We start from the raw sequence: 21,761 nt of genomic DNA on the forward strand, positions 1-21,761 counted from the left end.
GTGCGGTGATGTGCACAACGCGGCACCCGCCGCCGGGCTTCCCTGCGGCGGGAAAGCACTCGACGCGCCGCGACCGGGGACGATCGTGGACCGGTCCCGCTTCACGTGGCTCATGGGACTCAACTGCATATCAGTGACAGATGGGACGCGGGTGCATCCCCGCCACTTGCCCTCATCAGGGTAGGTGAGGGTCATAAGGTGGAATGCGTGCTGGAAGAAGTCCCCCGCGACCCCTTCGCGGAAGACCCCGACGACCCTGCCGCGGTGCTCGGCCACCTCGACGACTCCGAGCCGCTGACCATGGCCGAACGCGATGAAGCGCTCACCGACCTCGCCGATGTGGAGGTGTTCCGCTCGCTCCTGGAGCCCCAGGGAGTCCTCGGGCTCGTCCTCGACTGTCCCGAGTGCAGCGAACGCCACTACTTCGACTGGGATCTGCTGCGCGGCAACCTGCGGCAGATGATCGACCACGGCCGCCCGCAGATCCATGAGCCGGCCTTCGCCCCCGACCCGTCCGACTACGTGACGTGGGAGTACGCCCGGGGCTACGTGGACGGTGTGATCGACACCGAGGAGAGCCGCTGATCGACGTCGGCCGTGAGCGCCTGCAGCAGGCGCACCGCCGGGTCGTCGTGCTCATCGCCCACCGGCCGCCGGGCCGCGAGCGCGTCGATGAGCGCATCCGTCCTGAGCACGTCCGGGTCGGCGTCCGGCCCCCGTTTTCGGATCGAACGCGCGGGGTGGACCGCGGTCAAGCGATCGACTCCATGTCGGCCATCTGCCGGAGCCTGGCCAGCGCCCGATGCTGGGCGACACGAACCGCACCTGGTGACATACCCAGTACGTTACCGGTCTCCTCCGCCGACAGTCCCGACACCACCCGCAGGATGATCAGCTCTCGCTGGTTGTCCGGCAGGCGCGACAGCAGCGCGCGGGCGTGCTCGGCCTCGATGTAGCGCACCACGGTCTCCTCCGGGCCCGGCCCCTGGTCAGGGCCGTCCGGCAGGTCCTGCGTCGGCACGGCGGAGCGCACCGAACTGCGCAGCGCGTCCGCGACCTTGTGCGAGGCGATGCCGAACACAAATGAGGCGAACGGCCGCCCCATGTCGCGATAGCGCGGCAGCGCGGCCAGCACCGCGATGCACACTTCCTGGGCCACGTCGTCGGCTATGTGGTAGTGGCCGGACACCCGGCCCAGACGAGCACGGCAATAACGGACCACCATCGGGCGCAGTTGCCCGAGCAGTGATTCGATCGCGGTGCGATCCCCCTGTACGGCAAGGCTCGTCAGATCCCTGAGGTCGGACTCGTCCGATCTCGTCGCAAGCCGTACCCCAGTCTTGGCGTCGGCGACGCATCCCTCGGTCACGTTACGCATGATGCCCGCCACGATCCCGCATGTCGTCATGGTGAACGGATACGGATTGGTCACATTGACGCGACGATAACCGAGAGTAATCAAGCGAACACAGTAGTGTTTGCTTATTTCACTCCCGAACCGAATTCGCGGGATTTTCAGCAAGATGTCACACCAGTTCGCAGGGCGCGCGCAGCGGGGTGTCCGACGCGTCGCGGCACCGGTTGGTTTACCGTGGCGGTCAAATCCGGGACCCTTTGAAACGATTCGATGCGAAAAAAAGCACGGCCCCCGCCGCCTGGCGGGAGCCGTGCCGTCGCCGAATGCCCGGCGGGTGCTCGGTCAGTGGCCGTGACCGTGGCCGTGACCCTGGCCCGCGGCGGCCGGAGCCTCCTCCTCGGGCTTGTCGACCACGAGGGCCTCGGTCGTGAGCAGCATGCCGGCGATGGACGCGGCGTTCTGCACGGCCGAGCGGGTGACCTTGACCGGGTCGATGACGCCCTGGGCGATCAGGTCGCCGTACTCGCCGGTCGCGGCGTTGAGGCCGTGGCCGACCGGCAGCTCGCCCACCTTGGCCGTGACGACGTAGCCCTCAAGGCCGGCGTTCTCGGCGATCCAGCGGGCCGGCTCGACGAGCGCGCGGCGGACGATGGAGACACCGGTCGCCTCGTCGCCGGGCAGACCGAGGTCGTCGAGCTCCTTGGCGATGTGCACGAGCGCGGAGCCACCGCCGGAGACGATGCCCTCCTCGATCGCGGCGCGGGTCGCGGAGATGGCGTCCTCAAGGCGGTGCTTCTTCTCCTTGAGCTCCACCTCGGTGGCCGCGCCGACGCGCAGGATGCAGATGCCGCCCGACAGCTTGGCCAGACGCTCCTGGAGCTTCTCGCGGTCCCAGTCGGAGTCGGTCTGCTCGATCGCGTGCTGGATCTCGCGGACGCGGTCCTGGATGGCCTGCGGGTCGCCGGCACCGTCGACGATGGTCGCGGTGTCCTTGGTGACGACGATGCGGCGGGCGGTGCCGAGCACCTCGACGCCGGCGTTGTCGAGCTTGAGACCGATCTCCTCGGAGACCAGCTGGCCCCCGGTGAGGATCGCCATGTCCTGCAGCATCGCCTTGCGGCGGTCACCGAAGCCGGGCGCCTTGACCGCGACCGAGGTGAAGGTGCCGCGGATCTTGTTGGTGACCAGGACGGCCAGGGCCTCGCCCTCGACGTCCTCGGCGACCACGAACAGCGGCTTCTTGGTCTGGGCGACCTTCTCGAGCAGCGGCAGGAACTCCGCGATCGAGGAGACCTTGCCCTGGGTGAGCAGAACGTAGGCGTCCTCGAGGACCGCCTCCATGCGCTCGGGGTCGGTCACCATGTAGGGCGAAAGGTAACCCTTGTCGAACTGGAGACCCTCGGTGAACTCGAGCTCCAGGCCCATGGTGTTGGACTCTTCGACGGTGATGACACCGTCCTTGCCGACCTTGTCGAACGCCTCGGCGATCAGCTCGCCGATCTTGGCGTCCTGCGCGGAGATCGTCGCGACGTTCGCGATCTCCTTCTTGTCCTCGACGTGACGGGCGCTCTCGAGCAGGCGGTCGCTGACCGCGCGCGCGGCCAGGTCGATGCCGCGCTTGAGCGACAGCGGCGAGGCGCCGGCGGCGACGTTGCGCAGGCCCTCGCGGACCATCGCCTGGGCGAGCACGGTGGCGGTGGTGGTGCCGTCACCCGCGATGTCGTTGGTCTTGGTCGCCACTTCCTTGGCGAGCTGAGCGCCGAGGTTCTCGTACGGCTTCTCGAGCTCGACCTCACGGGCGATGGTGACGCCGTCGTTGGTGATGGTCGGCGCACCGAACTTCTTGTCGATGACGACGTTGCGGCCGCGCGGCCCGAGGGTCACCTTGACGGCGTCCGCGAGGGCGTTCACGCCACGCTCAAGAGCGCGCCGCGCGTCCTCCTCGAACTCCAAGATCTTGGGCATTTAAAGGTCCTCCCAGCATCAAGGCCCCGGGCCGCCGTGAAGCGCCCGGGGCTTGACACACTTTTCGTAAGGCTCCGTACAGGATGTCGCTTGCGCGTCCGGGGCTTTACTTCTCGATGATCGCGAGAACGTCGCGGGCGGAGAGCACGAGGTACTCCTCGCCGCCGTACTTGACCTCGGTACCGCCGTACTTGCTGTAGAGGACGACGTCCCCTTCCTTGACGTCGAGCGGGATGCGCTTCTCGCCGTCCTCGTCCCAGTTGCCGGGGCCCACCGCGAGGACCTTGCCCTCTTGCGGCTTCTCCTTGGCGGTGTCCGGGATGACCAGACCGGAAGCGGTCGTCTGCTCGGCCTCAAGCGGCTGGACCACGATGCGGTCGCCGAGCGGCTTAACGGGAACCTTGGTGGCGGTCGTCACGATCGGACCTCCCCTTCAGATTGTGGTGATGAGCTGAAGAGGCGACCAGCGGCCTGCCGTCGCGGGTGTCAGACCTGCCTCGTCGCATTTAATGGCTGGCACTCTCACTAGCCGAGTGCCAACACTGAACAGTATGCAAGGCCGCCGACACAGTCAACACGGACAGGCCGCCCCAGGTCAGTGCACCCATCGCGCGTCGCGCGACTCGCCCTGATTTGTCCGCCTATGCGGGTCGGATCGGCCCGGGTACCCGGCGCCGCGCGATAGCGTCGGGAGACGTGGACCTCGACGCCTTCCGCGCGCTGCTGACCCCGCACGGGCGAAAGGCCCTCGCCGAGGCCGTGGACGTCGTGGCCGGCGGCGCCGACCCGCTCGCGGCCGCCGGACGGCTGCGCAAGACCTACGACGCCTCGCTCACCGCCGCCGCGCTCACCCAGGCGCGACTGCGGGCGCGGGCCGTCGCGAAGTTCGGCGAGGACGCCGCGCGCATGTACTTCACCCCGGACGGGCTGGAGCAGGCGACCCGCACCGAGGTGGCCGCGCACCGCGCCCGCAGGTTCGCCGACGGCACACGGGTCGCCGACGCGTGCTGCGGCATCGGCGGCGACCTGGTCGCCCTGGCCCGGGCCGGTTGCGAGGTCGACGCGGTGGACCTCGACCCGCTCACCGCCGAGGTCGCGCGGGCGAACGCCGAGGCGCTCGGCCTGACCGGCCGCGTCACCGTACGCGCCGCCGACGCCGCCGACCTGGATCCGGGAGCCTACGACGCGCTGTTCGCCGACCCCGCCAGGCGCTCCACCGGCAGGCGGGTCTTCGACCCGATGGCCTACTCACCGCCGTGGCCGGCCGTCCTCGGCATGGTGGACCGGGCACGCGCCACCTGCCTGAAGGTCGCGCCGGGCATCCCGTACGAGTTCATCCCGCCGGGCGCCGAGACCGAGTGGGTCTCCTACAAGGGCGAGGTCAAGGAGGCCGTCCTGTGGACCGGCGCCCTGGCCCGCGGCGTGCACCCCGCCGGCGAGGGGGCGGCGCCGCGCAGGGCCACGCTGCTGCCGTCCGGGGACACCCTGACCGCCGATCCGGCCCTCGGCGACCCCGAGCACGGGCCGGTGGGGCGCTATCTGTACGAACCGGACGGCGCGGCGATCAGGGCGCACCTGGTCGCCGAGGTCGCCGCCCAGGTCGCGGGCCGGCTGATCGACCCGCGCATCGCCTACATCACCGCCGACGCGCCCGCCGCCACGCCGTGGGCGTCGAGGTACGAGGTCCTGGAAGTGCTGCCGTTCTCGGTGAAACGCCTGCGAGCGGCGCTGAGAGAGCGCCGGGTCGGCACCGTGACGCTCAAGAAACGGGGCTCCGCGCTCGATCTGGAGCAGCTGCGCCGCGATTTGCGGCTTTCCGGGGATAATTCGTGCGTGGTGGCACTTACCCGGATCGGCGCACGTCCTTTCGCACTCATCTGCGACCCATCCTGACCTGCGCCGATGCCGCAATAACCAGCAAATCCGGGCAATACAGCGACAATCACGATCTTTTAAAGTCGGCCCCGAAATTCTGCCGCCGAAGCACTACAGTTGGCCAGCGCGTGGGATTTCCGCCTGATCGATGGTCACCCGCCCTGATCTCCGCGCGAAACGACCGACCCCACCGCCGAGCGGCCGACCGCCCGCGAGTGAAGGAGCTTTCGGTGGACCACTCCAACCACACCCTCCTCCAGGCTGGCAGCCAGACCGCCATCTCCGACCGCATGCGCGAGCTGCTCGCCCGGGCGGCGCAGGATCACGTCTACGAGCAGCGCACCCAGGGCGCCGTCCTGGACGAGATCCGGCAACGCCTGGAAGGCATGGAGTGGCTGCTGCGCGAGGTCCGCGAGCGCGAGCTCGGCGGGTTGAGCGGCGTGCTGGACGGGGTCAGCGGCAGGCTCGGCGAGCTGGTCACCCGTCCCCCGGCCTGGGCCGAGGGCCTGGCCCAGCACGTCGAGATCGTCCGCGACCGGGTGGACGGGGTCGGCAACCGTGTCGCCGGGCTCGGCGACCGCATCGAGGCGGTCGGCGACCGCGTCAAACCCATCACCGAGCTGCCCAGCCTGTGGACCGACCTCGCCACCGTGCGCGAGGGGGTCGCCGAGGCCCTCAAACGCATCCAGGCGGTCCTGGACGGCGCCCAGGGCATGCCCGATCAGCTGGCCGAGCTCACCAGGCGCCTGGCCCAGCTCACCTCCAGCATGGAGGCCGCGGGCGGGCGCTTCACCCGGGTGGACAAGGCGCTGCTCGACCTCACCCAGCGCACCGAGCGGGTCGAGGGCGGCGTCCTGGACCTCAGCGAGAGTCTGGACGAGACGTTCTCGACGGTGCTCCAGCGCCTCACCGGCTCGGTCGAGCAGCTCGCCGGCAAGATCGACGGGCTCACCTCCCGCGTCACGGACGCCGAGAGCGCCATCGGCACCCGGCTCACAGGGGTCGAGGAACGCCTGGAAGGCGTCGACGGGCGCCTGGACGCCGTGGCCGACCGGCTGACCGGGTTCGACGGGCGGGTGGCCGGCGTGGAGGGCAGCCTGACCAGCATCGCGGCCCGCTTCGACGGCGTCGACGGCCGGCTGGACGACGTCACCGGGCGGCTCGACGAGGTCGTCTCGGCGCGGTTCGACGGGGTGGACAGCCACATCGGCGCGGTGGAGGGCCGGCTGGAGACGCTCGACGTGCGGCTGCAGAGCATCGACGGGCGCATCGAGACCGCCCAGGCGTGCATCAGCGGCCTCGACGGGCATGTCATGGGCGTCCAGCAGGGGCTCACCGACGCCGACGGCCGCCTCACCGCCCTCGACGGGCGCGTGACCGGCATGGACGCCGGGCTCGCGCAGGTGGCCGACCGGCTCGGCACGATGGACGGCACGCTCGCGCAGGTGGACATCCGGCTGGGGAAGCAGGACGAGCGGCTCGGCGCGATCGACGCGAACTTCGAGGACGTCAACGAGCGGCTCGACATGGTGGACGACCGGGTCGAGGCCGTCAACCAGCGGGTCGGGCAGCTTCCGGCCCTGCTGGAGGTCGGCGAGGTCCCCAAGCGCGTCGGGGAGCTGATCAACGCCCAGAGCGGCGACCAGGGCAGGCGCTTCGACGCACTCGACGACCGGCTCACCGAGACCGTCGCCGCCCTGCCGTCCCTGGCCGAGCTGGTGGAGCTCGTGCGCGCCCGCCCCGACCGCGACCAGCTGTCGCAGACCGTCGACCAGATCGTCCAGCCCACCCACAGCGACCTCACCCGCAGGCTCGGCGCCCTGGAAGAGACCATGCTCGCCCTCGCCGAGGCCCTCCTGCGCCCCACCCGCGCCGCCAAGGACTGAGCCGGGCCCGCCTGAGGGCGAGCCGGCACCGCTCGCGCGTCAGACGTTGACGGCGGTGATGGGCAGGGAGGAGTCGGCGGGGATCTCCAGAGACGAGGGGCTCACACCGGAGGAGACCAGCTCGGAGCCCAGGGCCGCGATCATCGCCCCGTTGTCGGTGCACAGGCCCGGCCGCGGCACGCGCAGCCGCACCCCCGCCGCGTCGCACCGCTCCTGCGCGAGCGCGCGCAGCCGGGAGTTGGCGGCGACACCACCCCCGATGAGCAGATCCTTGACGTCGTACCGCTCACAGGCCTGCAGCGCCTTGCGGGTCAGCACGTCCACCACGGCCTCCTGGAAGGACGCGGCGACGTCCGCCACCGGCACCGGCTCCCCCGCGCGCTCCTTGGCCTCCACCCAGCGCGCCACGGCCGTCTTGAGGCCGGAGAAGGAGAAGTCGAGCGTGCCGTCGTCGTACTTGCCCCGCGGGAACGCCACGGCCGACCCCGACCCGGCGCCGGCGGCCCGGTCGATGTGCGGCCCGCCGGGGAACGGCAGCCCGAGCACCCGGGCCACCTTGTCGAACGCCTCACCCGCCGCGTCGTCGACCGTCGAGCCCAGGGAGATCACGTCCCTGGCGACGTCCGGCACCAGCAGCAGCGAGGAATGGCCGCCCGAGACCAGCAACGCGATGGACGGCTTCGGCAGCGGGCCGTGTTCGAGCTGGTCGACCGCGACGTGCGCGGCCAGGTGGTTGACGCCGTACAGCGGCACGCCGAGCCCGAGCGCGTAGGCCTTCGCCGCGGCCACCCCGACCAGCAGCGCGCCCGCGAGGCCCGGGCCGGCCGTGACCGCCACGGCGTCGATGTCGGAGAAGCGCAGACCCGCCTGCTCCAGAGCCCGCTCGACCGTCGGGGTCATGGCCTCCAGATGGGCGCGCGAGGCCACCTCGGGCACCACGCCGCCGAACCGCGCGTGCTCCTCCACGCTGGAGGCGACCGCGTTGGCCAGCAGCGTCTGCCCGCGGACGATGCCGATGCCGGTCTCGTCGCAGGAGGTCTCGATGCCGAGGACCAGAGGTTCGTCAGCCATCAGCTTTCCACCCCGTCCATCTTCTTCATCATCATGATCGCGTCGGTCCCGTCGTCGTAGTACTCGCGGCGCAGCCCGATGCGCTCGAAGCCGAACCGCTCGTACATCGTCTGGGCTGGAGGGTTGTCCGCCCGGACCTCCAGGAACACCGCCGTCGCGCCGCGGCGCACGGCCTCCTCCAGCAGCGCGCGCAGCATCGCGCCGCCGATGCCGGACCGCTGACGGTGGGCGCTCACGGCGATCGTCTGCACGTCCGCCTGGTCGCCCGCGGCGGCCAGCCCGGCGTACCCGACGACCTCGTCGTCGAGCACCGCGACGATGTAGTGCCGGGTGCGCGGCTGGTCGGCCAGCTCGCCCCGCAGCATGCCCTCGCTCCAGGCGTCGAACGGGAACGTCGCGCGCTCGATCGCCACGACCGCCGGCAGGTCGGCCTCGGTCATCTGGCGCAGCGTCGCCGGTGTCATGTGGTGACCTTCTTCGGCGGCCCGGGCACCGTGGCGTCCGGCCGGCGCAGGTAGATCGGGCGCGGCGCCGTCAGCACCGGGTCGTCCGGCGTCACGCCCGCGGCGAGACGCTCGGCGGCCAGCGCGGCGAGCGCGCCCGCCGAGGGATACTCAGGAGCGCCCGGCACCAGCCGCTCCTCCCCCAGGACACCGGCGTACATCAGCGCGCCCGCGCCGACCAGCGGCAGCCCACCGGGCACGTCGCCCGGACGGTCCACCGCGGGCCCGGCCAGGCGGGTGCGCATGTCGGCGTAGTGCGCCCAGAAGACCTCCTTGCGGCGGGCGTCGGTCGCCACCAGGAAGGGCTCGGACAGACCGCTCGCATAGGCCAGCACGTCCAGCGTGCACACGGCGTAGGCCGGAGCGCCCGTCGTCGTGGCGAACGCCTGGGCGGTCATCAGCCCCACACGCAGGCCGGTGTACGGCCCGGGGCCCGCCCCGGCGACGATCGCCGTGACATCGCGCAGCGACGCGCCCGCCTGGCGCAGCACCTCGCGCACGGACGGAACCAGCAGCTCACCGTGGCGGCGGGCGTCGATCGTCGTGGACTCGGCGAGCACCCGCTCGCCGTCGTGCAACGCCGCCGTGACGGCCGGAGTCGCGGTATCGAAGGCCAAGACCAGCACGAACATCAAGCCTAGTGCGTATCCGATCGCACTCGTTCCCTGCCCATGGCGCTCGCCCCGCTCGCGCGGTGTTCGGGCGCGAGCAGGGGCAGAGGCGCGAGCACGGGCTGGGGCTGGGGCTGGAGGGCTCACAGGCTGTGAGCGGAGAGCTTGGTCAGGCGCGGGAGGCGTAGACGATGATGTTGTCCAGGTATTCGTGGGACCTGCGGTCGAAGGTGCCGCCGCAGGTGACGAGGCGCAGACCGTCCTCGACGTAGACGCGCTCGGCGGGAAAGTGGTCCTTGGCCACCTGCTCCACCGTGTCGACCTTGTAGGTGGCGGTCCTGCCATCACTGCGGAGGATCTTCACGACGGCGCCCTTCTTGACCTCGCGCAGCCGGTAGAAGACCGCGGGGGCCGTCTTGGTGTCCACATGACCGATGATCACCGAAGCGCCCTCCTCCCCCGGGACGACGCTCTCCTCGAACCACCCGGCCGTCGCGGGCTTCTCGAACGGCGGCAGCTCGACCTCGCCATCGGACTGGAGGCCGAGCTTCATCAGCGGCGCCTTGAGGTTCAGCGACGGGATGTCCAGCCGCTTGGGGACGGCCACGGTGGCCTTGCGGGGCGTGGAGTCGTCCTTGTCCCGGTTGTTGAGCGCGAACATGACCGTGCCGGCGAGGAAGCCGACCGCCACGACCTTGAGCCATTTGGGGGAATCAGCCATCGGGGGTGCGCGGGTGTTCCCGGTCAGCCGGCCTTGGACCTGCGGCGGGCCACGGCGATGCCTCCGGCGGCGACCGCGACGAGCCCGGCCGCGATCACGACCCCCGGGATGCCGGAAGGCTCCTCGGCGGGCCCGCCGGCCGCCGTGCCGCCGCCGCCCGCCCGGGGCGCGCGGGTGGGCACCACGCGGGTGCGGGTGGCGGTCGCGGTGGCCTTGGGCCGGGCGACCACAGTGAGGGTGGCCTTGCCGATGTCGTTGGTGCCCTCGCACTTGACCTCGACCTGGAAACGCCCCGGCTTGGCGTCCTCGTCCACGATCGCGAACCCGTGCACCTCCGGCGGCGGCGCGGCCGCGGTCACCGGAGTCGAGGACGCGGCCGGGGTGGCCGGTGCGGGCTGAGTGAGGGTGACCAGGCCGGTGAACGCGTCCGAGCGCGCGGTGGCGCGGTAGGCGGTGCCGCCCTGCGGGACGGGGCAGAAGGCGCGGACCCGGATGGAGCGGGTCGCCCCGTCCTGCACGCGCTCAGGAGTGAGCTGGACCCGGATGTCCTGCCTGCTCACCGTAGGGGTCGGGGTGGCCGACGGGGAGCTCTGCGCCTCCGCCGTGCAGGCGACGCCGCCCAAGAGTAAGAATGCTCCAGCAACCGCGACCTGCCCGAACCTGTGCACCGTCGCACTCCACTTCGCCTGCGATCCGACCCCGCCCGACGCACCCATGCCCAGACGTTCCCCCACCTGCATACCCAGAAAAATCAGGGCAATCCATTGGAACGATCTTCATTCCGATGATCCATAGCAAGATGGGCACCCGTCAAGGCACGCCAGATTACCGGTCTAGATCAGAAAAAGCCGGTCAAACGCCGGAGCCGGCCAGGCCGCTCCATCGCGCGCCGACGCCGCGCAGCCGTACCAGCCGCTCGTCACCCTCGCCGGCCCGCTCGATCGCGATCTCCAGCCGGTCGTCGGTCAGGCCCTCGACCAGGCCCTCGCCCCACTCGACCACCGTCACCGAGTCGTCCAGCGAAGCGTCCAGGTCGAGGTCGTCGACCTCCAGCGCACCGCCGAGGCGGTAGGCGTCGGCATGGACGAGCGCGGGACCGCCGGTCAGGGACGGGTGGACCCGGGCGATCACGAACGTCGGCGAGGTGATCGGGCCGCGGACCTTCAGCCCCTCGGCGATGCCCTGCACCAGGGTGGTCTTACCGGCGCCCAGCGGCCCGGAGAGCACCACGAGGTCTCCGGGGCGCAGCAGGCGGGCGATCTGCTCACCCAGCGCCCACATGTCCTCGGTCGTCGCCGCGCGCCTCATCAGTGGCCCTCCACCCTGTACCTGGTCAGAATCGTCCTTCGAACCCCGCCCGGCTCGCGAAACGCCGGGGAAGGCCCGGCGAACCGGGAAGTCCGGCAGAACGGCGGGGACGCGGCAGCGGCCGGACGCGCCGTCACGACGCCCCCTCCGTCGCCGCGGTGTCATTCTCCCCGCTCGCGGCCGTCCCGGTGGCCTTGTCGGCCTGCTCCGCCTTCCCGGGGCGCTCGATTTTGCCGGCCTTCTCGGCCCGGCGACCCGCCTTCGCGCTGCCGTCGACCTTCCCCGCGGCGTGTGTCTTCGCGGCGCCGTCGGCCTTTCCGGGGTGCGTCCTCGCGGTGCCGGTCGCCTTCGCCGTCCCCGCGGCCTTCGCCGAGCCGTTGCGCTCGGCCGGGCCGACGTCCTTCGGCCCGGCCGCGGGGGCCGCCTGCGGTGCGGACCCGACGGACGGCCCGGCCGCCGTGGTGGCCTCGGCCCGCTCGACCTCTTCGACCTCCTCGACCCGCGCGAGCAGGTCGTCGATCACCTGGTTGATGATCACCGGTTTCTCCAGCAGCACCAGGTGCGAGGTGTCGGGGACCTCGGTCAGCCGGGCGGAGGCCACGGTGGCCGTGATGGCCTTGCTGTGCTCGGGAGGGGTTAGCCAGTCCTTCTCACCCACGATGACCTCGACCGGTACCTTGCCCACCACGTCGAGGGCGGCCAGCTTGTCGTGGGACATCAGCGCCGGGTAGAAGTCGGCGATCACGTCGGTGGGCGTGGAGCGGATCATCGACTCGGCGAAGTCGACCACGGTCGGGCTGACCTTGGCGGGGTCGCCGAACGCCAGGTAACGCAGGGCGAGGAACGACACGTCGTTGCCGGCCTGCCTGCCACGGTCGATCAGCGCGGCGCGCCGGCCGAGCACCGACACCGCCGGCGGGGCCGCCCAGTGGACGAGCTTGGAGACCAGCGAGGGAAGGCCGAGCGTGATCTCGGCGAGCCGGCCGGCCGAGGTGGAGATGAGGGCGACGCCGCGCACCTTGTCACCGAAAAGCTCGGGATGGCTGTCGGCGAGGGCCATGACGGTCATGCCGCCCATGGAGTGCCCGACCAGGACGCACGGCCCGGGGACCAGCGCCTTGATGACCTCGGCCGCGTCGTCGCCCAGCCGGTCGATGGTGCAGTCGTCGGCCGAGGTGCGGGCCGAGCGCCCGTGACAGCGCTGGTCCCAGAAGACCAGGCGATAACGGTCGCGCAGGTCACGCCGCTGGTAGTGCCAGGAGTCGAGGTTCAGGGTGTACCCGTGGCAGAAGACGACGGTGAGCGGAGCGTCCTCCGGCCCGTCCACCTCGGCGTACAGCTCCGCGCCGTCGGAGGTGGTGACCGTGGTGCGGCGCCCGCGCAGCTCGCCGAAGGGCTCGCTGGCCTCCAGGTCCGGACGCAGACGGATGCGCCCGACGACGTACCGCTTGGCCAGAGCGGTCGCCGCGAGGCCCGCCGACGCCGTCCCGAAGACGGCTCCGGCGATCCCGACCCTGCGCCGTGTGGACATTCACGACCTCCTATCAGTGGTGAACGCGCGGCACGCGTGAACCAATCCTGGTCACGATCTCATGAGTGATCGTGCCGAGGGAATCGGCCCACTCCTGCGCGGTCGGCTCACCCTCCGTGCCCGGACCGAACAGGACGACCTCGTCGCCCACGCTCGCCGGGTCGTCGCCGAGGTCGATCACGAACTGGTCCATGCAGATGCGGCCGGCCACCGTGCGGCGCCGCCCGGCCGCCCACACCTGCGCACGGTTGGTGCCCGCGCGCATCACCCCGTCGGCATAGCCCAGGGGGACGAGCCCGAGCGTCGTCTCGCGGTCGGTGACGTACAGGTGGCCGTAGGACACTCCGGAGTCCCGCGGCACCCGCTTGACCATGGCCAGGCGGGCGGTGAGCGTCATGGCGGGCCGCAGCCCGAAGTCGCCCAGCTCGGGGATCGGGCTGAGCCCGTACACCGCGATGCCGGGACGCACCATGTCGTAGTGGGCCTGCGGGAGCGCCACCGTGGCGGCCGAGTTGGCGATGTGGCGCAGGACGCCGGGCCCGGTCACCCCGGCCTTCTCGGCGACGGCGAGGGCGTCCTCGAAGGCGGCGAGCTGGGCCTCGATCGCGGGATGCCCGGGGATGTCCGCGCAGGCGAGGTGGGACCACAGCCCGGCGATGCGGATGGCGCCCTCGGCCTGGGCCGCCAGTGCCCGTTCGAGCAGCGCGGGCCACTCGCCGGCGGTGGCGCCGCCGCGCGACATCCCGGTGTCGATCTTGAGATGCACGCCCGCCGGGCGGCCGGCCCGCCGGGCCGCGGCGGCGATGTCGTCCAGCAGCCAGGCCGCGGCGGCGGACAGCTCGACGTCCGCGGCCACGGCCTCCTCCAGCGGCTCGCCGGGAGTGATGATCCAGGTCAGGATGGGCGCCGTCACCCCCGCGGCGCGCAGGTCGAGGGCTTCGCGCAGCACCGCGGTGCCGAGCCGCGAGGCCCCGGCGGCCAGCGCGGCGCGCGCGACCGGGACCAGACCGTGGCCGTAGGCGTCGGCCTTGACCACGGCCATCAGCTCGGCCGTGGGAGCGTGCCTGCGCAGCAGGGTGATGTTGTGCGCGATCGCCGCGAGGTCCACCCGGGCCTGGCCGGGTGTCGCCGGGGAAGCGTCCGTCGGGAGACTCACTCTCTCAGTCTCGCAGGGGATCGGGCCGGTCAGGCACTCGCCATGAGAGCACGGACGGCCGCCGGGACGTGCAGGGCCACATCGAGGGCCGCGATCGGCGCCTGGCCCGCCCCCGGCTCGCCCGCCGCGAGACGGCCCGCCAGGCCGTGCAGATGCGCGGCGCACGAAGCGGCGTCATAGCAGCTCATGCCCCCGGCGAGGAAGGCTCCCGCGATGCCGGCGAGCACGTCGCCGGTGCCGCCGGTGGCCAGCCAGGGGGTGCCCGTGACGTTCACCCGTACCGGCCTGCCCTCCTCGGCGACCAAGGTGGTCGACCCCTTGAGCAGGACGGTCACGCCGAGCTCGCGGGCCGCGCGCCGGACGTGATGCAGGCGGCGGGCCTCGATCTCGGCGCGCGGGACGCCGAGCAGGCGGCCGAGCTCGCCGGCGTGCGGTGTGATCAGCGTGGGAGCCGGACGGCGCAGCAGCCCGGGGTCACGGGAGGCCAGGGTGAGCCCGTCGGCGTCGAGCAGCACCGGGACATCGGTGTCGAGGACCGAGCGGGCCGGCGCGTGGGCGTCGTCGCCGGTGCCCATGCCGGGCCCGAGCACCCACGCCTGCACCCGGCCGACCTCGCCGACCCCCTCGCCCGGCGCGAGGATCGTGGTCACGGCCTCCGGCCACCTGGCCCGCACCTGGGCGACCGGCTCGGCGGCGCTCGCGAACCGCACCAGCCCGGCCCCGGCCCGTACGGCGCCGCCCACCGACAGCACGGCGGCCCCGGTGAAGCGGTCGCTGCCCGCGACCACCCCGACCACGCCCCTGCGGTACTTGTCGGACTCCGCGCCGGGCCGGGGCAGCCGGTCGGCGACGTCCGGGCCGGTGAGCGCGGTGACGCCGGGGTCGGGCAGGTACGGCCCGAGGCCGATGTCCGCCGGGTGCAGGGTGCCGACGCGGCCGGCGCCGGGGTCGATCAGCAGGCCGGCCTTGACCGCGCCGAAGGTCACGGTCAGCTGGGCGCTCACCGCCTCGCCCGCGACCTCCCCGGTGCTCGCGTCCACTCCACTCGGCACGTCGACCGCGACCACCACGCCGGGCAGCCCTGCCGTCAGCCGGGCCAGCGTCGCGTACGGCTCGCGCAGCGGGCCGGTGCCGCCGATGCCCACCAGCCCGTCGAGGACGACGTCGGCGCGGCCGAGCAGGGCGGCGAGCGCCGGGTCGGCCGCGGCGGCCTCGTCCCGCGCGGGCACGGTGCGGCCTCCGGCGCGCAGCAACTCGGCCAGGCCGCCCTCGTGCGTCTTCCGGCCCGCCAGGACGGCGTGGACGCGGGCGCCGCGGCGGGCGAGGTCGGCCCCCGCGTACAGCGCGTCGCCGCCGTTGTCGCCGCTGCCCACCAGCAGGACGACGTGGGAGCCGTACACGCGGGGCATGACGTTCACACAGGCGACGGCGAGGGCCGTGGCCGCGCGTCGCATCAGGGTGCCCTCGGGCAGGCGGGCCATCAGCTCGCGCTCGGCCGCCCTGATCTCGTCGGAGGTGTACGCGGTCAGCATCTCACCGAATGTAGTCCGCCCCGATCACCCCCGCGAAGCGCACCCGCCGCGCGCCCGCCCCCGCGAAATCCCACCGGGCCGTCGGGCCGTCAGCCTTCGGCGATCACGTAGGCGATGGCGTAGCCGCCGTCGTGGCTCAGGGAGACGTGCCAGCGCCGCACGCCGAGCCGGTCGGCGACCTCGGCGACCCGGCCGCTCACCCCGAGGACCGGGCGGCCGTGCTCGGCGACGGTGACCTCGGCCTCCCGGTGGCCGAGCCCCGGCGGCGCGCCCAGCGCCTTGGCCACCGCCTCCTTCGCGGCGAAGCGGGCGGCCAGCGACGCGACCGGCAGCCCTTTCTCGGCGTCGGTGAAGACGCGGTCGAGCAGCGCCGGAGTGCGCTCCAGGGCGGCGCCCAGGCGCCCGATGTCCACGAGGTCCACCCCGATGCCCACGATCACGGCCCCATCTTGCCGCAGCCCGGCCCCCATCTCTCCCCGCCGCACCACCTTGGGAGGCGCCCGGCGGGGCGGGGCGGAGGAGATCGAACCGGGGGGCGTCAGTAGAGTTTGCGCCCATGGAGGCACCGAACCCCTACGTCGAGCTCACCCGCGAGCAGTGGCGAGGGCTGCGCAAGAACACGCCTCTCACGCTGACCGCGCAGGAGCTCGAGTCACTGCGGGGCGTCGACGACCCGATCGACCTGACCGAGGTCACCGACATCTACCTTCCGCTCACCCGCCTGCTGAACCTGCACTTCACCGGGGCCCGGCAGCGCAGCGCGGCCGTCAACACCTTCCTCGGCGACGACCACGAGCCGACGACGTACATCCTCGGCGTGGCGGGCAGCGTCGCGGTCGGCAAGTCGACCACGGCCCGGCTGCTGCACACCCTGCTCGCCCGCTGGCCCGAGCACTCGCGGGTCGACCTGATCACCACCGACGCGTTCCTGTACCCGAACAAGGTGCTGGAGGAGCGCGGCATCCCGCACCGCAAGGGCTTCCCCGAGAGCTACGACCGCCGGGCGCTGGTGAACTTCGTCGCCGACGTCAAGGCCGGGGTGCCGGAGGTCAGCGCCCCCGTCTACAGCCACCTGGAGTACGACATCGTCCCAGGTGCCGTGCAGACCGTGCGGCGGCCCGACATCCTGATCGTCGAGGGCCTCAACGTGCTGCAGCCGGCCCCGCCCACGGCGCTCGCGGTGAACGACTACTTCGACTTCTCCATCTACGTGGACGCCGAGGTGGCCGACATCCGCTCCTGGTACGTGGACCGGTTCCACAAGCTGCGCCGCACGGCCTTCTCCGACCCCAAGTCGTACTTCTCCTACCTCGCGGAGCTGTCGGAACAGGAGGCGACGGCGTTCGCCAAGGACGTGTGGCGGGACGTCAACGAGCGCAACCTGATCGAGAACATCGCCCCGACCCGCGGGCGCGCCGGCCTGATCCTGCACAAGGGGGCCGACCACTCGGTACGCCGCGTCCAGCTCCGCCGCGCCTGATCCCGCACGTACCACCCGGGCGGCGTACCTAGGCTTTGCTCGTGCTGCACTTGCGGGTGATCTCCCCGGCCGACCGGACCACCGACGTCCTCGGCCTGCTCGACGGCGCCGGCGGCGTCACGAACATCGTCGTACTGCCCGGCGCCGGGCACCGTCCCAAGGGCGACGTGGTCCTGTTCGACGCCGCGCGGGAGGCGACCAACGAGGTCATCGAGCGACTGAAGGAGTTGCGGCTGCCCGAGGACGGGTCGATCGCGGTCGAGCGGGTCGACCTGTCGCTGTCGGAGGCGGCCGACACCGCCGAAGCCGAGGCGCCGGGCGCTCCGGAGGACGCCGTGGTGTGGGAGGAGTTCGCCCGCCAGGTCGCGGGCGACTGCCGGATCACCTGGGCGTTCCTGGCGTTCCTCACGATCGCCACCCTGCTCGCGGCGATCGGCGTGCTCCTGCCGTCCATCATCCTGATCGTCGGCGCGATGGTCCTCGGCCCGGAGTTCGGCGCCGTGGCGGCGATCTCGTTCGGCCTGCTGCGCCGCGACCGCAGGCTCATCACCTCCGCCGTCCGGGCGCTGGCCTCGGGGTTCGCGGTGGCCATCGCCGTCACCTGCGTGTGCGCGCTGCTGTTCGCCGCGGTGGGCTGGATCGGCCCGCAGAGCCTCAACGGGCACGACGAGGTGGAGTTCATCGTCAAGCCCGACAAGTGGTCGCTGGTCGTCGCGCTGCTCGCCGGCGGCGCGGGGGTGCTGTCGGTCACCGCCGGCAAGTCCTCGGCCCTGGTCGGGGTGTTCATCTCGGTCACCACGGTGCCGGCCGCGGGGTACGCCGCGGTCGCGGTCGCGCTCGGCAGGTGGAGCGACGTGGGCGGGTCGGTGACCCAGCTCGCGGTCAACATCGTGGGCATGGTGATCGCGGGCACGGTGACGCTGCTGGTGCAGCACTACTTCTGGTCGCGGTACGGCCTGCGCATCGCCCGCGCTCCGCGATCTCCCCGCTCAGCGGGCGCCTGGCGCCCCTAGCCGTACCGGGTCATGGCGCCTTCGGCGGACGGCGCGCCTCGTCCCCATGGCCGGATGCGGCCCGTCCCGGGGAGGAGGCGGGGTTCCTCCGTGTGAGGGAGGCTCGGTGGCCTGAGCTTTGGATAGTGTCCTCAGCATGACCATCCTCGCCACCGAGGGGCTCACCAAGCGCTTTCCCCGGGTGACGGCGCTCGACCGGCTCACCGTCACCGCGGAGACGGGCGTCACCGGCCTCGTCGGCGCCAACGGCGCGGGCAAGTCGACGCTCATCAAGATCCTCCTCGGGCTGCTGGCCCCCACCGAGGGCCGCGCGACGGTCCTCGGCCTCGACCCCGCCTCGCAGGCGCTCGACATCCGCCGCGTCGTCGGATACATGCCCGAGCACGACTGCCTGCCGCCCGACATGTCGGCGACCGAGTTCACCGTGCACATGGCCCAGATGTCCGGCCTGCCGCGCAGCGCCGCCCGCGAGCGCGCCGCCGACACCCTGCGGCACGTCGGCCTGTACGAGGAGCGCTACCGGCCCATCGGCGGCTACTCCACGGGCATGCGGCAGCGGGTCAAGCTGGCCCAGGCCCTCGTCCACGACCCGCGGCTGCTGTTCCTGGACGAGCCCACCAACGGCCTCGATCCGCAGGGCCGCGACGACATGCTCGGGCTGATCCGGCGCATCGGCGGCGAGTTCGGCATCAGCGTCGTGGTCACCTCCCACCTGCTCGGCGAGCTCGAACGGGTCTGCGACCACGTCATCGTCATCGACGGCGGGCGGCTGCTGCGCTCCTCGGCCATCGGGGAGTTCACCCAGGCCACCCAGTCGATCATCGTCGAGGTGGAGGAGGGCGCCGACCGGCTGGCCGCGCGGCTGACCGAGGCGGGGCGGCGGGTCACCCCGCACGGCCGCACGCTCGCCGTCGAGGTCGAGACCGGCTCGCCCGCCGCCTTCGACCTCGTCCGGGACGCCGTGTGCGACCTCGACCTCAACCTGGTCCGGCTGGAGCAGGGCCGCCACCGCATCGAGGACGTCTTCCGGGAGGAGGCCGCCCATGTCTGAGGCCGTCCCCGCGCCCGCCCCGGCGCAGCCCATCGGGGTCATCCACGACATCGGCTACCGGCACTACGAGGGCGCGCGGCTCGGCCGCGGCCACGCCTTCGCCGCACTCACGCTGCACAGCCTGCGCGGCGTCTTCGGCCTGGGCCGCACCGCCCGCGCCAAGATCATGCCGTTCGTGCTGTTCGGGGTGATGATGCTGCCGGCCGCCGTCTCGATCGCCGCGATGGCGCTGATCCAGCGGCAGGCGATGACCTATCCGTCGTACGCCGTGGTGATGCAGCCGGTGCTCGCGGTGTTCCTCGCCGCGCAGTCCCCCTATCTGGTGGCCCCCGACCTGCGCTTCCGGGTGCTCCCGCTGTACCTTTCCCGGCCGATCGCCACGGCCGACTATGTGGCGGCCAAGCTCGCCGCCATGGCCGCCGCGCTGTTCCTGCTGATCGCGGTGCCGCTGACCACGCTGTACATCGGCGAGCTGCTGGTGGACCTGCCCGGCCCGCCGCACTCCGGGGAGTACTTCGCCGCGCTTGCGACCTCGGTCGTCTTCGCCGTGCTGCTGGCCTGCGCCGGAGTCGCGCTGGCGTCGTTCACCCCGCGGCGCGGGCTCGGTGTGGCCGCGGTCATCGCCGTGTACCTCCTGGCGTCGGCGATCTCCGGCGTGCTGGTCGGCGTGTTCGAGTCGATCAGCCGGGACGAGGCCGCCGCGTGGGCCTGGCTGATCAACCCGTTCTTCCTGGTGGACGCCGTACAGGTGTGGCTGTTCGGCACCCCGCCCAACAACGACGGCGGCTACCCGCCCGGAGTGGGCGGCCCGGTCGCCGCCGCCGGCGTGCTCGCGATCATCGCCCTGTCGGTGGCCGCGCTCCTGCTCCGCTACCGCAAGGCGGCCTCATCGTGAACATCGAGCTGACCCAGGTCTCCCGCTGGTACGGCAACGTCGTGGCCGTCAACGACGTCACGATGACCATCGGCCCCGGCGTCACCGGCCTGCTCGGCCCGAACGGCGCGGGCAAGTCCACCCTGCTGCACATGATGGCCGGGTTCCTGGCCCCCTCCACCGGCACCGCGACGCTGGAAGGGCGGCCCATCTGGCGCAACCACCAGATCTACCGGTCGATCGGCCTGGTGCCCGAGCGGGAGGCCGTCTACGGCTTCCTCACCGGCTGGCAGTTCGTCCTCTCCAGCGCCCGCCTGCACCGCCTGCCCTCCCCCGAGGACGCCGCCGCCAAGGCGCTCGCCATGGTCGAGATGGAGGGCGCGAAGGACCGCCGCATCGAGACCTACTCCAAGGGCATGCGCCAGCGGGTCAAGGTGGCCGCGGCGCTGGTGCACGAGCCGCAGGTGCTGCTGCTGGACGAGCCGTTCAACGGCATGGACCCCCGCCAGCGCCTGCACCTGATGGACCTCGTCACCGAGCTCGGCGCCGCGGGGCGCACCATCCTGTTCAGCTCGCACATCCTGGAGGAGGTCGAGCGGGTCGCCCAGCAGATCGAGGTGCTGGTCGCCGGCCGGCACGCCGCCTCCGGGGACTTCCGCGAGATCCGCCGCCGCATGACCGACCGGCCCCACCTGTTCCGCGTGCGCTCCAGCGACGACCGCCGGCTGGCCGCCGCGCTGATCGCCGACGCCTCCTCGGGGGCGGTGTCGCTGTCCGAGGCGGGCCTGGAGGTCCAGGCCGTGGACTTCCGCCGGTTCACCTGGCTGCTTCCCCGGGTCGCCCGCGACGCCGGGGTCACCGTCTGGCAGCTCTCCCCCGCGGACGAAGACCTGGAGAGCGTCTTCTCCTACCTGATCTCCCGGAGCACCCGATGACCGCCCCGTACCGCCCACGCCACCCCGCCCTCGCGGCCTCTCATGACGTCCTCAGGAGCCGGCGATGAACGCGGTCGTCGCCGGCATCACCTATCGCGCCGTGCTGGGACGCCGCCGGGTCCTGCTGCTGATCCTGCTCCCGCTCGTGCTGCTCGGCCTGGCCGTGCTGCTGCGCGCCGTGGGCAGCACCGACGAGCGCGCCGTGGTCACCCTCATGCAGGTCTACGCGATCGGCACCATGCTGCCGCTGCTCGGCCTGATCGCGGGCACCGGCACGATCGCCCCCGAGATCGACGACGGCACGATCATGCATCTGCTGTCCAAGCCGATCTCCCGCCCGGTGATCGCCGTCACCAAGTTCGCGGTGTCCGCCTCGCTGCTCGCGGTGTTCGCCGCCGTCCCGACGTTCGTCGCCGGCTACCTACTCCTGCGTGGCGAGGCCGGCATCGCGGCCGGTTTCGCGCTGGGCGCGCTGATCGGCGGCATCGCCTACTCGGCGGTGTTCCTGCTGCTCGGCGTCATCACGCGGCACGCGGTGACGATCGGCGTGGTCTACGCCGTCGTCTGGGAGAGCCTGGTCGGCGGCCTGGTGCCGGGGGCACGCAACTTCTCCATCCAGCAGTGGGCGCAGACCTTCGCGGGCCAGCTCACCTCCACCGACTTCTTCAAGCCCACGGTCACCATGGGCTTCGCCGTCCCCGCCGTCCTGATCGTCACCATCGGCGCCGTCGTCTGGGCCGGGCAGCGGCTGCGGGTGTTGTCCCTCACCGGCGACGAGTGATCGTGGCCGCGTAAGTTTCACGCAGCACGCCACGGCGACCTGCGCGGACCCCTCCCGGGTCCGCGCACCGCTACCGCGTCCCCGGCCGGAGGCCTACCGTGATCGCCGCTG

The 21,761-nt window shown here is 72.2% G+C and carries 23 protein-coding genes; 9 read left to right on the plus strand and 14 right to left on the minus strand.

The genetic code is table 11. The annotated features are described in order from the left end of the window. Window positions 1-207 precede the first annotated feature (207 nt). Window positions 208-585, plus strand: coding sequence for a DUF5319 domain-containing protein (locus IEY93_RS10000; RefSeq protein WP_189162711.1), 378 nt, complete (start codon window positions 208-210; stop codon window positions 583-585). On the opposite strand, the gene IEY93_RS10005 is transcribed toward IEY93_RS10000, so the two are convergent. From IEY93_RS10005 to groES, 4 genes are all read right to left on the minus strand, one after another. Further along, window positions 546-755 (minus strand): hypothetical protein, encoded by a 210-nt coding sequence (locus tag IEY93_RS10005; RefSeq protein WP_189162712.1) that lies wholly within the window; start codon window positions 753-755, stop codon window positions 546-548. The two genes, IEY93_RS10000 and IEY93_RS10005, sit on opposite strands and share 40 nt — an antisense overlap. Next, window positions 752-1,378: a sigma-70 family RNA polymerase sigma factor gene (locus IEY93_RS10010; protein WP_189162792.1), complete on the minus strand. Its 627-nt coding sequence runs from the start codon at window positions 1,376-1,378 to the stop codon at window positions 752-754. Before IEY93_RS10010 ends, IEY93_RS10005 begins: the two co-directional genes overlap by 4 nt. Before the next feature lie 321 nt (window positions 1,379-1,699). Beyond that, complete coding sequence (groL, locus tag IEY93_RS10015) at window positions 1,700-3,322, minus strand: chaperonin GroEL (protein WP_189162713.1); 1,623 nt, start codon at window positions 3,320-3,322, stop codon at window positions 1,700-1,702. Window positions 3,323-3,428: 106 nt separating this feature from the next. Then, window positions 3,429-3,740 (minus strand): co-chaperone GroES, encoded by a 312-nt coding sequence (gene groES, locus IEY93_RS10020; RefSeq protein WP_055482820.1) that lies wholly within the window; start codon window positions 3,738-3,740, stop codon window positions 3,429-3,431. Window positions 3,741-4,018: 278 nt separating this feature from the next. Between groES and IEY93_RS10025 the strand changes: the two genes are divergently transcribed. Further along, window positions 4,019-5,215: a class I SAM-dependent methyltransferase gene (locus tag IEY93_RS10025; RefSeq protein ID WP_189162714.1), complete on the plus strand. Its 1,197-nt coding sequence runs from the start codon at window positions 4,019-4,021 to the stop codon at window positions 5,213-5,215. Between the two features lie 212 nt (window positions 5,216-5,427). Then, window positions 5,428-7,083 (plus strand): coiled-coil domain-containing protein, encoded by a 1,656-nt coding sequence (locus IEY93_RS10030; RefSeq protein ID WP_189162715.1) that lies wholly within the window; start codon window positions 5,428-5,430, stop codon window positions 7,081-7,083. Between the two features lie 39 nt (window positions 7,084-7,122). On the opposite strand, the gene tsaD is transcribed toward IEY93_RS10030, so the two are convergent. The 10 genes from tsaD to IEY93_RS10080 form a co-directional block, all read right to left on the minus strand. Beyond that, window positions 7,123-8,154, minus strand: coding sequence for a tRNA (adenosine(37)-N6)-threonylcarbamoyltransferase complex transferase subunit TsaD (tsaD, locus tag IEY93_RS10035; protein WP_189162716.1), 1,032 nt, complete (start codon window positions 8,152-8,154; stop codon window positions 7,123-7,125). Continuing rightward, on the minus strand, window positions 8,154-8,618 hold the full coding sequence (gene rimI / locus IEY93_RS10040) for a ribosomal protein S18-alanine N-acetyltransferase (RefSeq protein ID WP_189162717.1): 465 nt from the start codon (window positions 8,616-8,618) through the stop codon (window positions 8,154-8,156). The genes tsaD and rimI overlap by 1 nt, the downstream gene beginning before the upstream one ends. Next, window positions 8,615-9,283, minus strand: coding sequence for a tRNA (adenosine(37)-N6)-threonylcarbamoyltransferase complex dimerization subunit type 1 TsaB (gene tsaB, locus IEY93_RS10045; protein WP_189162718.1), 669 nt, complete (start codon window positions 9,281-9,283; stop codon window positions 8,615-8,617). The genes rimI and tsaB overlap by 4 nt, the downstream gene beginning before the upstream one ends. 154 nt (window positions 9,284-9,437) lie before the next feature. After that, window positions 9,438-9,989 carry a class F sortase gene (locus IEY93_RS10050; RefSeq protein WP_189162719.1) on the minus strand — a complete coding sequence of 184 codons (552 nt, stop codon included), beginning with the start codon at window positions 9,987-9,989 and terminating at the stop codon, window positions 9,438-9,440. A 23-nt stretch (window positions 9,990-10,012) separates the two neighbouring features. Further along, window positions 10,013-10,612, minus strand: coding sequence for a hypothetical protein (locus IEY93_RS10055; protein WP_189162720.1), 600 nt, complete (start codon window positions 10,610-10,612; stop codon window positions 10,013-10,015). A gap of 229 nt (window positions 10,613-10,841) precedes the next feature. Continuing rightward, the gene (gene tsaE, locus IEY93_RS10060) at window positions 10,842-11,297 is read right to left on the minus strand and encodes a tRNA (adenosine(37)-N6)-threonylcarbamoyltransferase complex ATPase subunit type 1 TsaE (protein ID WP_189162721.1); all 456 of its coding nucleotides are present in this window, start codon (window positions 11,295-11,297) and stop codon (window positions 10,842-10,844) included. 133 nt (window positions 11,298-11,430) lie between these two features. Beyond that, a complete protein-coding gene (locus tag IEY93_RS10065) occupies window positions 11,431-12,828 on the minus strand; it encodes an alpha/beta fold hydrolase (RefSeq protein ID WP_189162722.1) in 1,398 nt (465 codons plus the stop codon). 13 nt (window positions 12,829-12,841) lie between these two features. After that, window positions 12,842-13,984 (minus strand): alanine racemase, encoded by a 1,143-nt coding sequence (gene alr, locus IEY93_RS10070; protein ID WP_189162723.1) that lies wholly within the window; start codon window positions 13,982-13,984, stop codon window positions 12,842-12,844. Window positions 13,985-14,013: 29 nt separating this feature from the next. Further along, window positions 14,014-15,516, minus strand: a complete 1,503-nt coding sequence (locus IEY93_RS10075; RefSeq protein WP_189162724.1) for an NAD(P)H-hydrate dehydratase — start codon at window positions 15,514-15,516, stop codon at window positions 14,014-14,016. A gap of 89 nt (window positions 15,517-15,605) precedes the next feature. Beyond that, window positions 15,606-15,956, minus strand: coding sequence for a holo-ACP synthase (locus IEY93_RS10080; protein WP_203968549.1), 351 nt, complete (start codon window positions 15,954-15,956; stop codon window positions 15,606-15,608). Window positions 15,957-16,072: 116 nt separating this feature from the next. Here IEY93_RS10080 and coaA point away from each other — a divergent pair, with 116 nt between their 5' ends. From coaA to IEY93_RS10110, 6 genes are all read left to right on the plus strand, one after another. Beyond that, on the plus strand, window positions 16,073-16,996 hold the full coding sequence (gene coaA / locus IEY93_RS10085) for a type I pantothenate kinase (RefSeq protein WP_189162725.1): 924 nt from the start codon (window positions 16,073-16,075) through the stop codon (window positions 16,994-16,996). Window positions 16,997-17,037: 41 nt separating this feature from the next. Beyond that, window positions 17,038-18,009 (plus strand): DUF389 domain-containing protein, encoded by a 972-nt coding sequence (locus IEY93_RS10090; RefSeq protein WP_189162726.1) that lies wholly within the window; start codon window positions 17,038-17,040, stop codon window positions 18,007-18,009. Window positions 18,010-18,145: 136 nt separating this feature from the next. Then, window positions 18,146-19,060 (plus strand): ABC transporter ATP-binding protein, encoded by a 915-nt coding sequence (locus IEY93_RS10095; RefSeq protein WP_189162727.1) that lies wholly within the window; start codon window positions 18,146-18,148, stop codon window positions 19,058-19,060. Next, on the plus strand, window positions 19,053-19,955 hold the full coding sequence (locus IEY93_RS10100; protein WP_189162728.1) for an ABC transporter permease: 903 nt from the start codon (window positions 19,053-19,055) through the stop codon (window positions 19,953-19,955). Before IEY93_RS10095 ends, IEY93_RS10100 begins: the two co-directional genes overlap by 8 nt. Further along, window positions 19,952-20,869 carry an ABC transporter ATP-binding protein gene (locus IEY93_RS10105; protein ID WP_229691016.1) on the plus strand — a complete coding sequence of 306 codons (918 nt, stop codon included), beginning with the start codon at window positions 19,952-19,954 and terminating at the stop codon, window positions 20,867-20,869. The genes IEY93_RS10100 and IEY93_RS10105 overlap by 4 nt, the downstream gene beginning before the upstream one ends. Window positions 20,870-20,933: 64 nt before the next feature. Then, window positions 20,934-21,650, plus strand: a complete 717-nt coding sequence (locus tag IEY93_RS10110) for an ABC transporter permease (protein ID WP_189162729.1) — start codon at window positions 20,934-20,936, stop codon at window positions 21,648-21,650. Window positions 21,651-21,761: the final 111 nt, after the last annotated feature.

It is taken from the genome of Sphaerisporangium melleum (genome assembly GCF_014646695.1).
GTDB classification, from domain to species: domain Bacteria; phylum Actinomycetota; class Actinomycetes; order Streptosporangiales; family Streptosporangiaceae; genus Sphaerisporangium; species Sphaerisporangium melleum.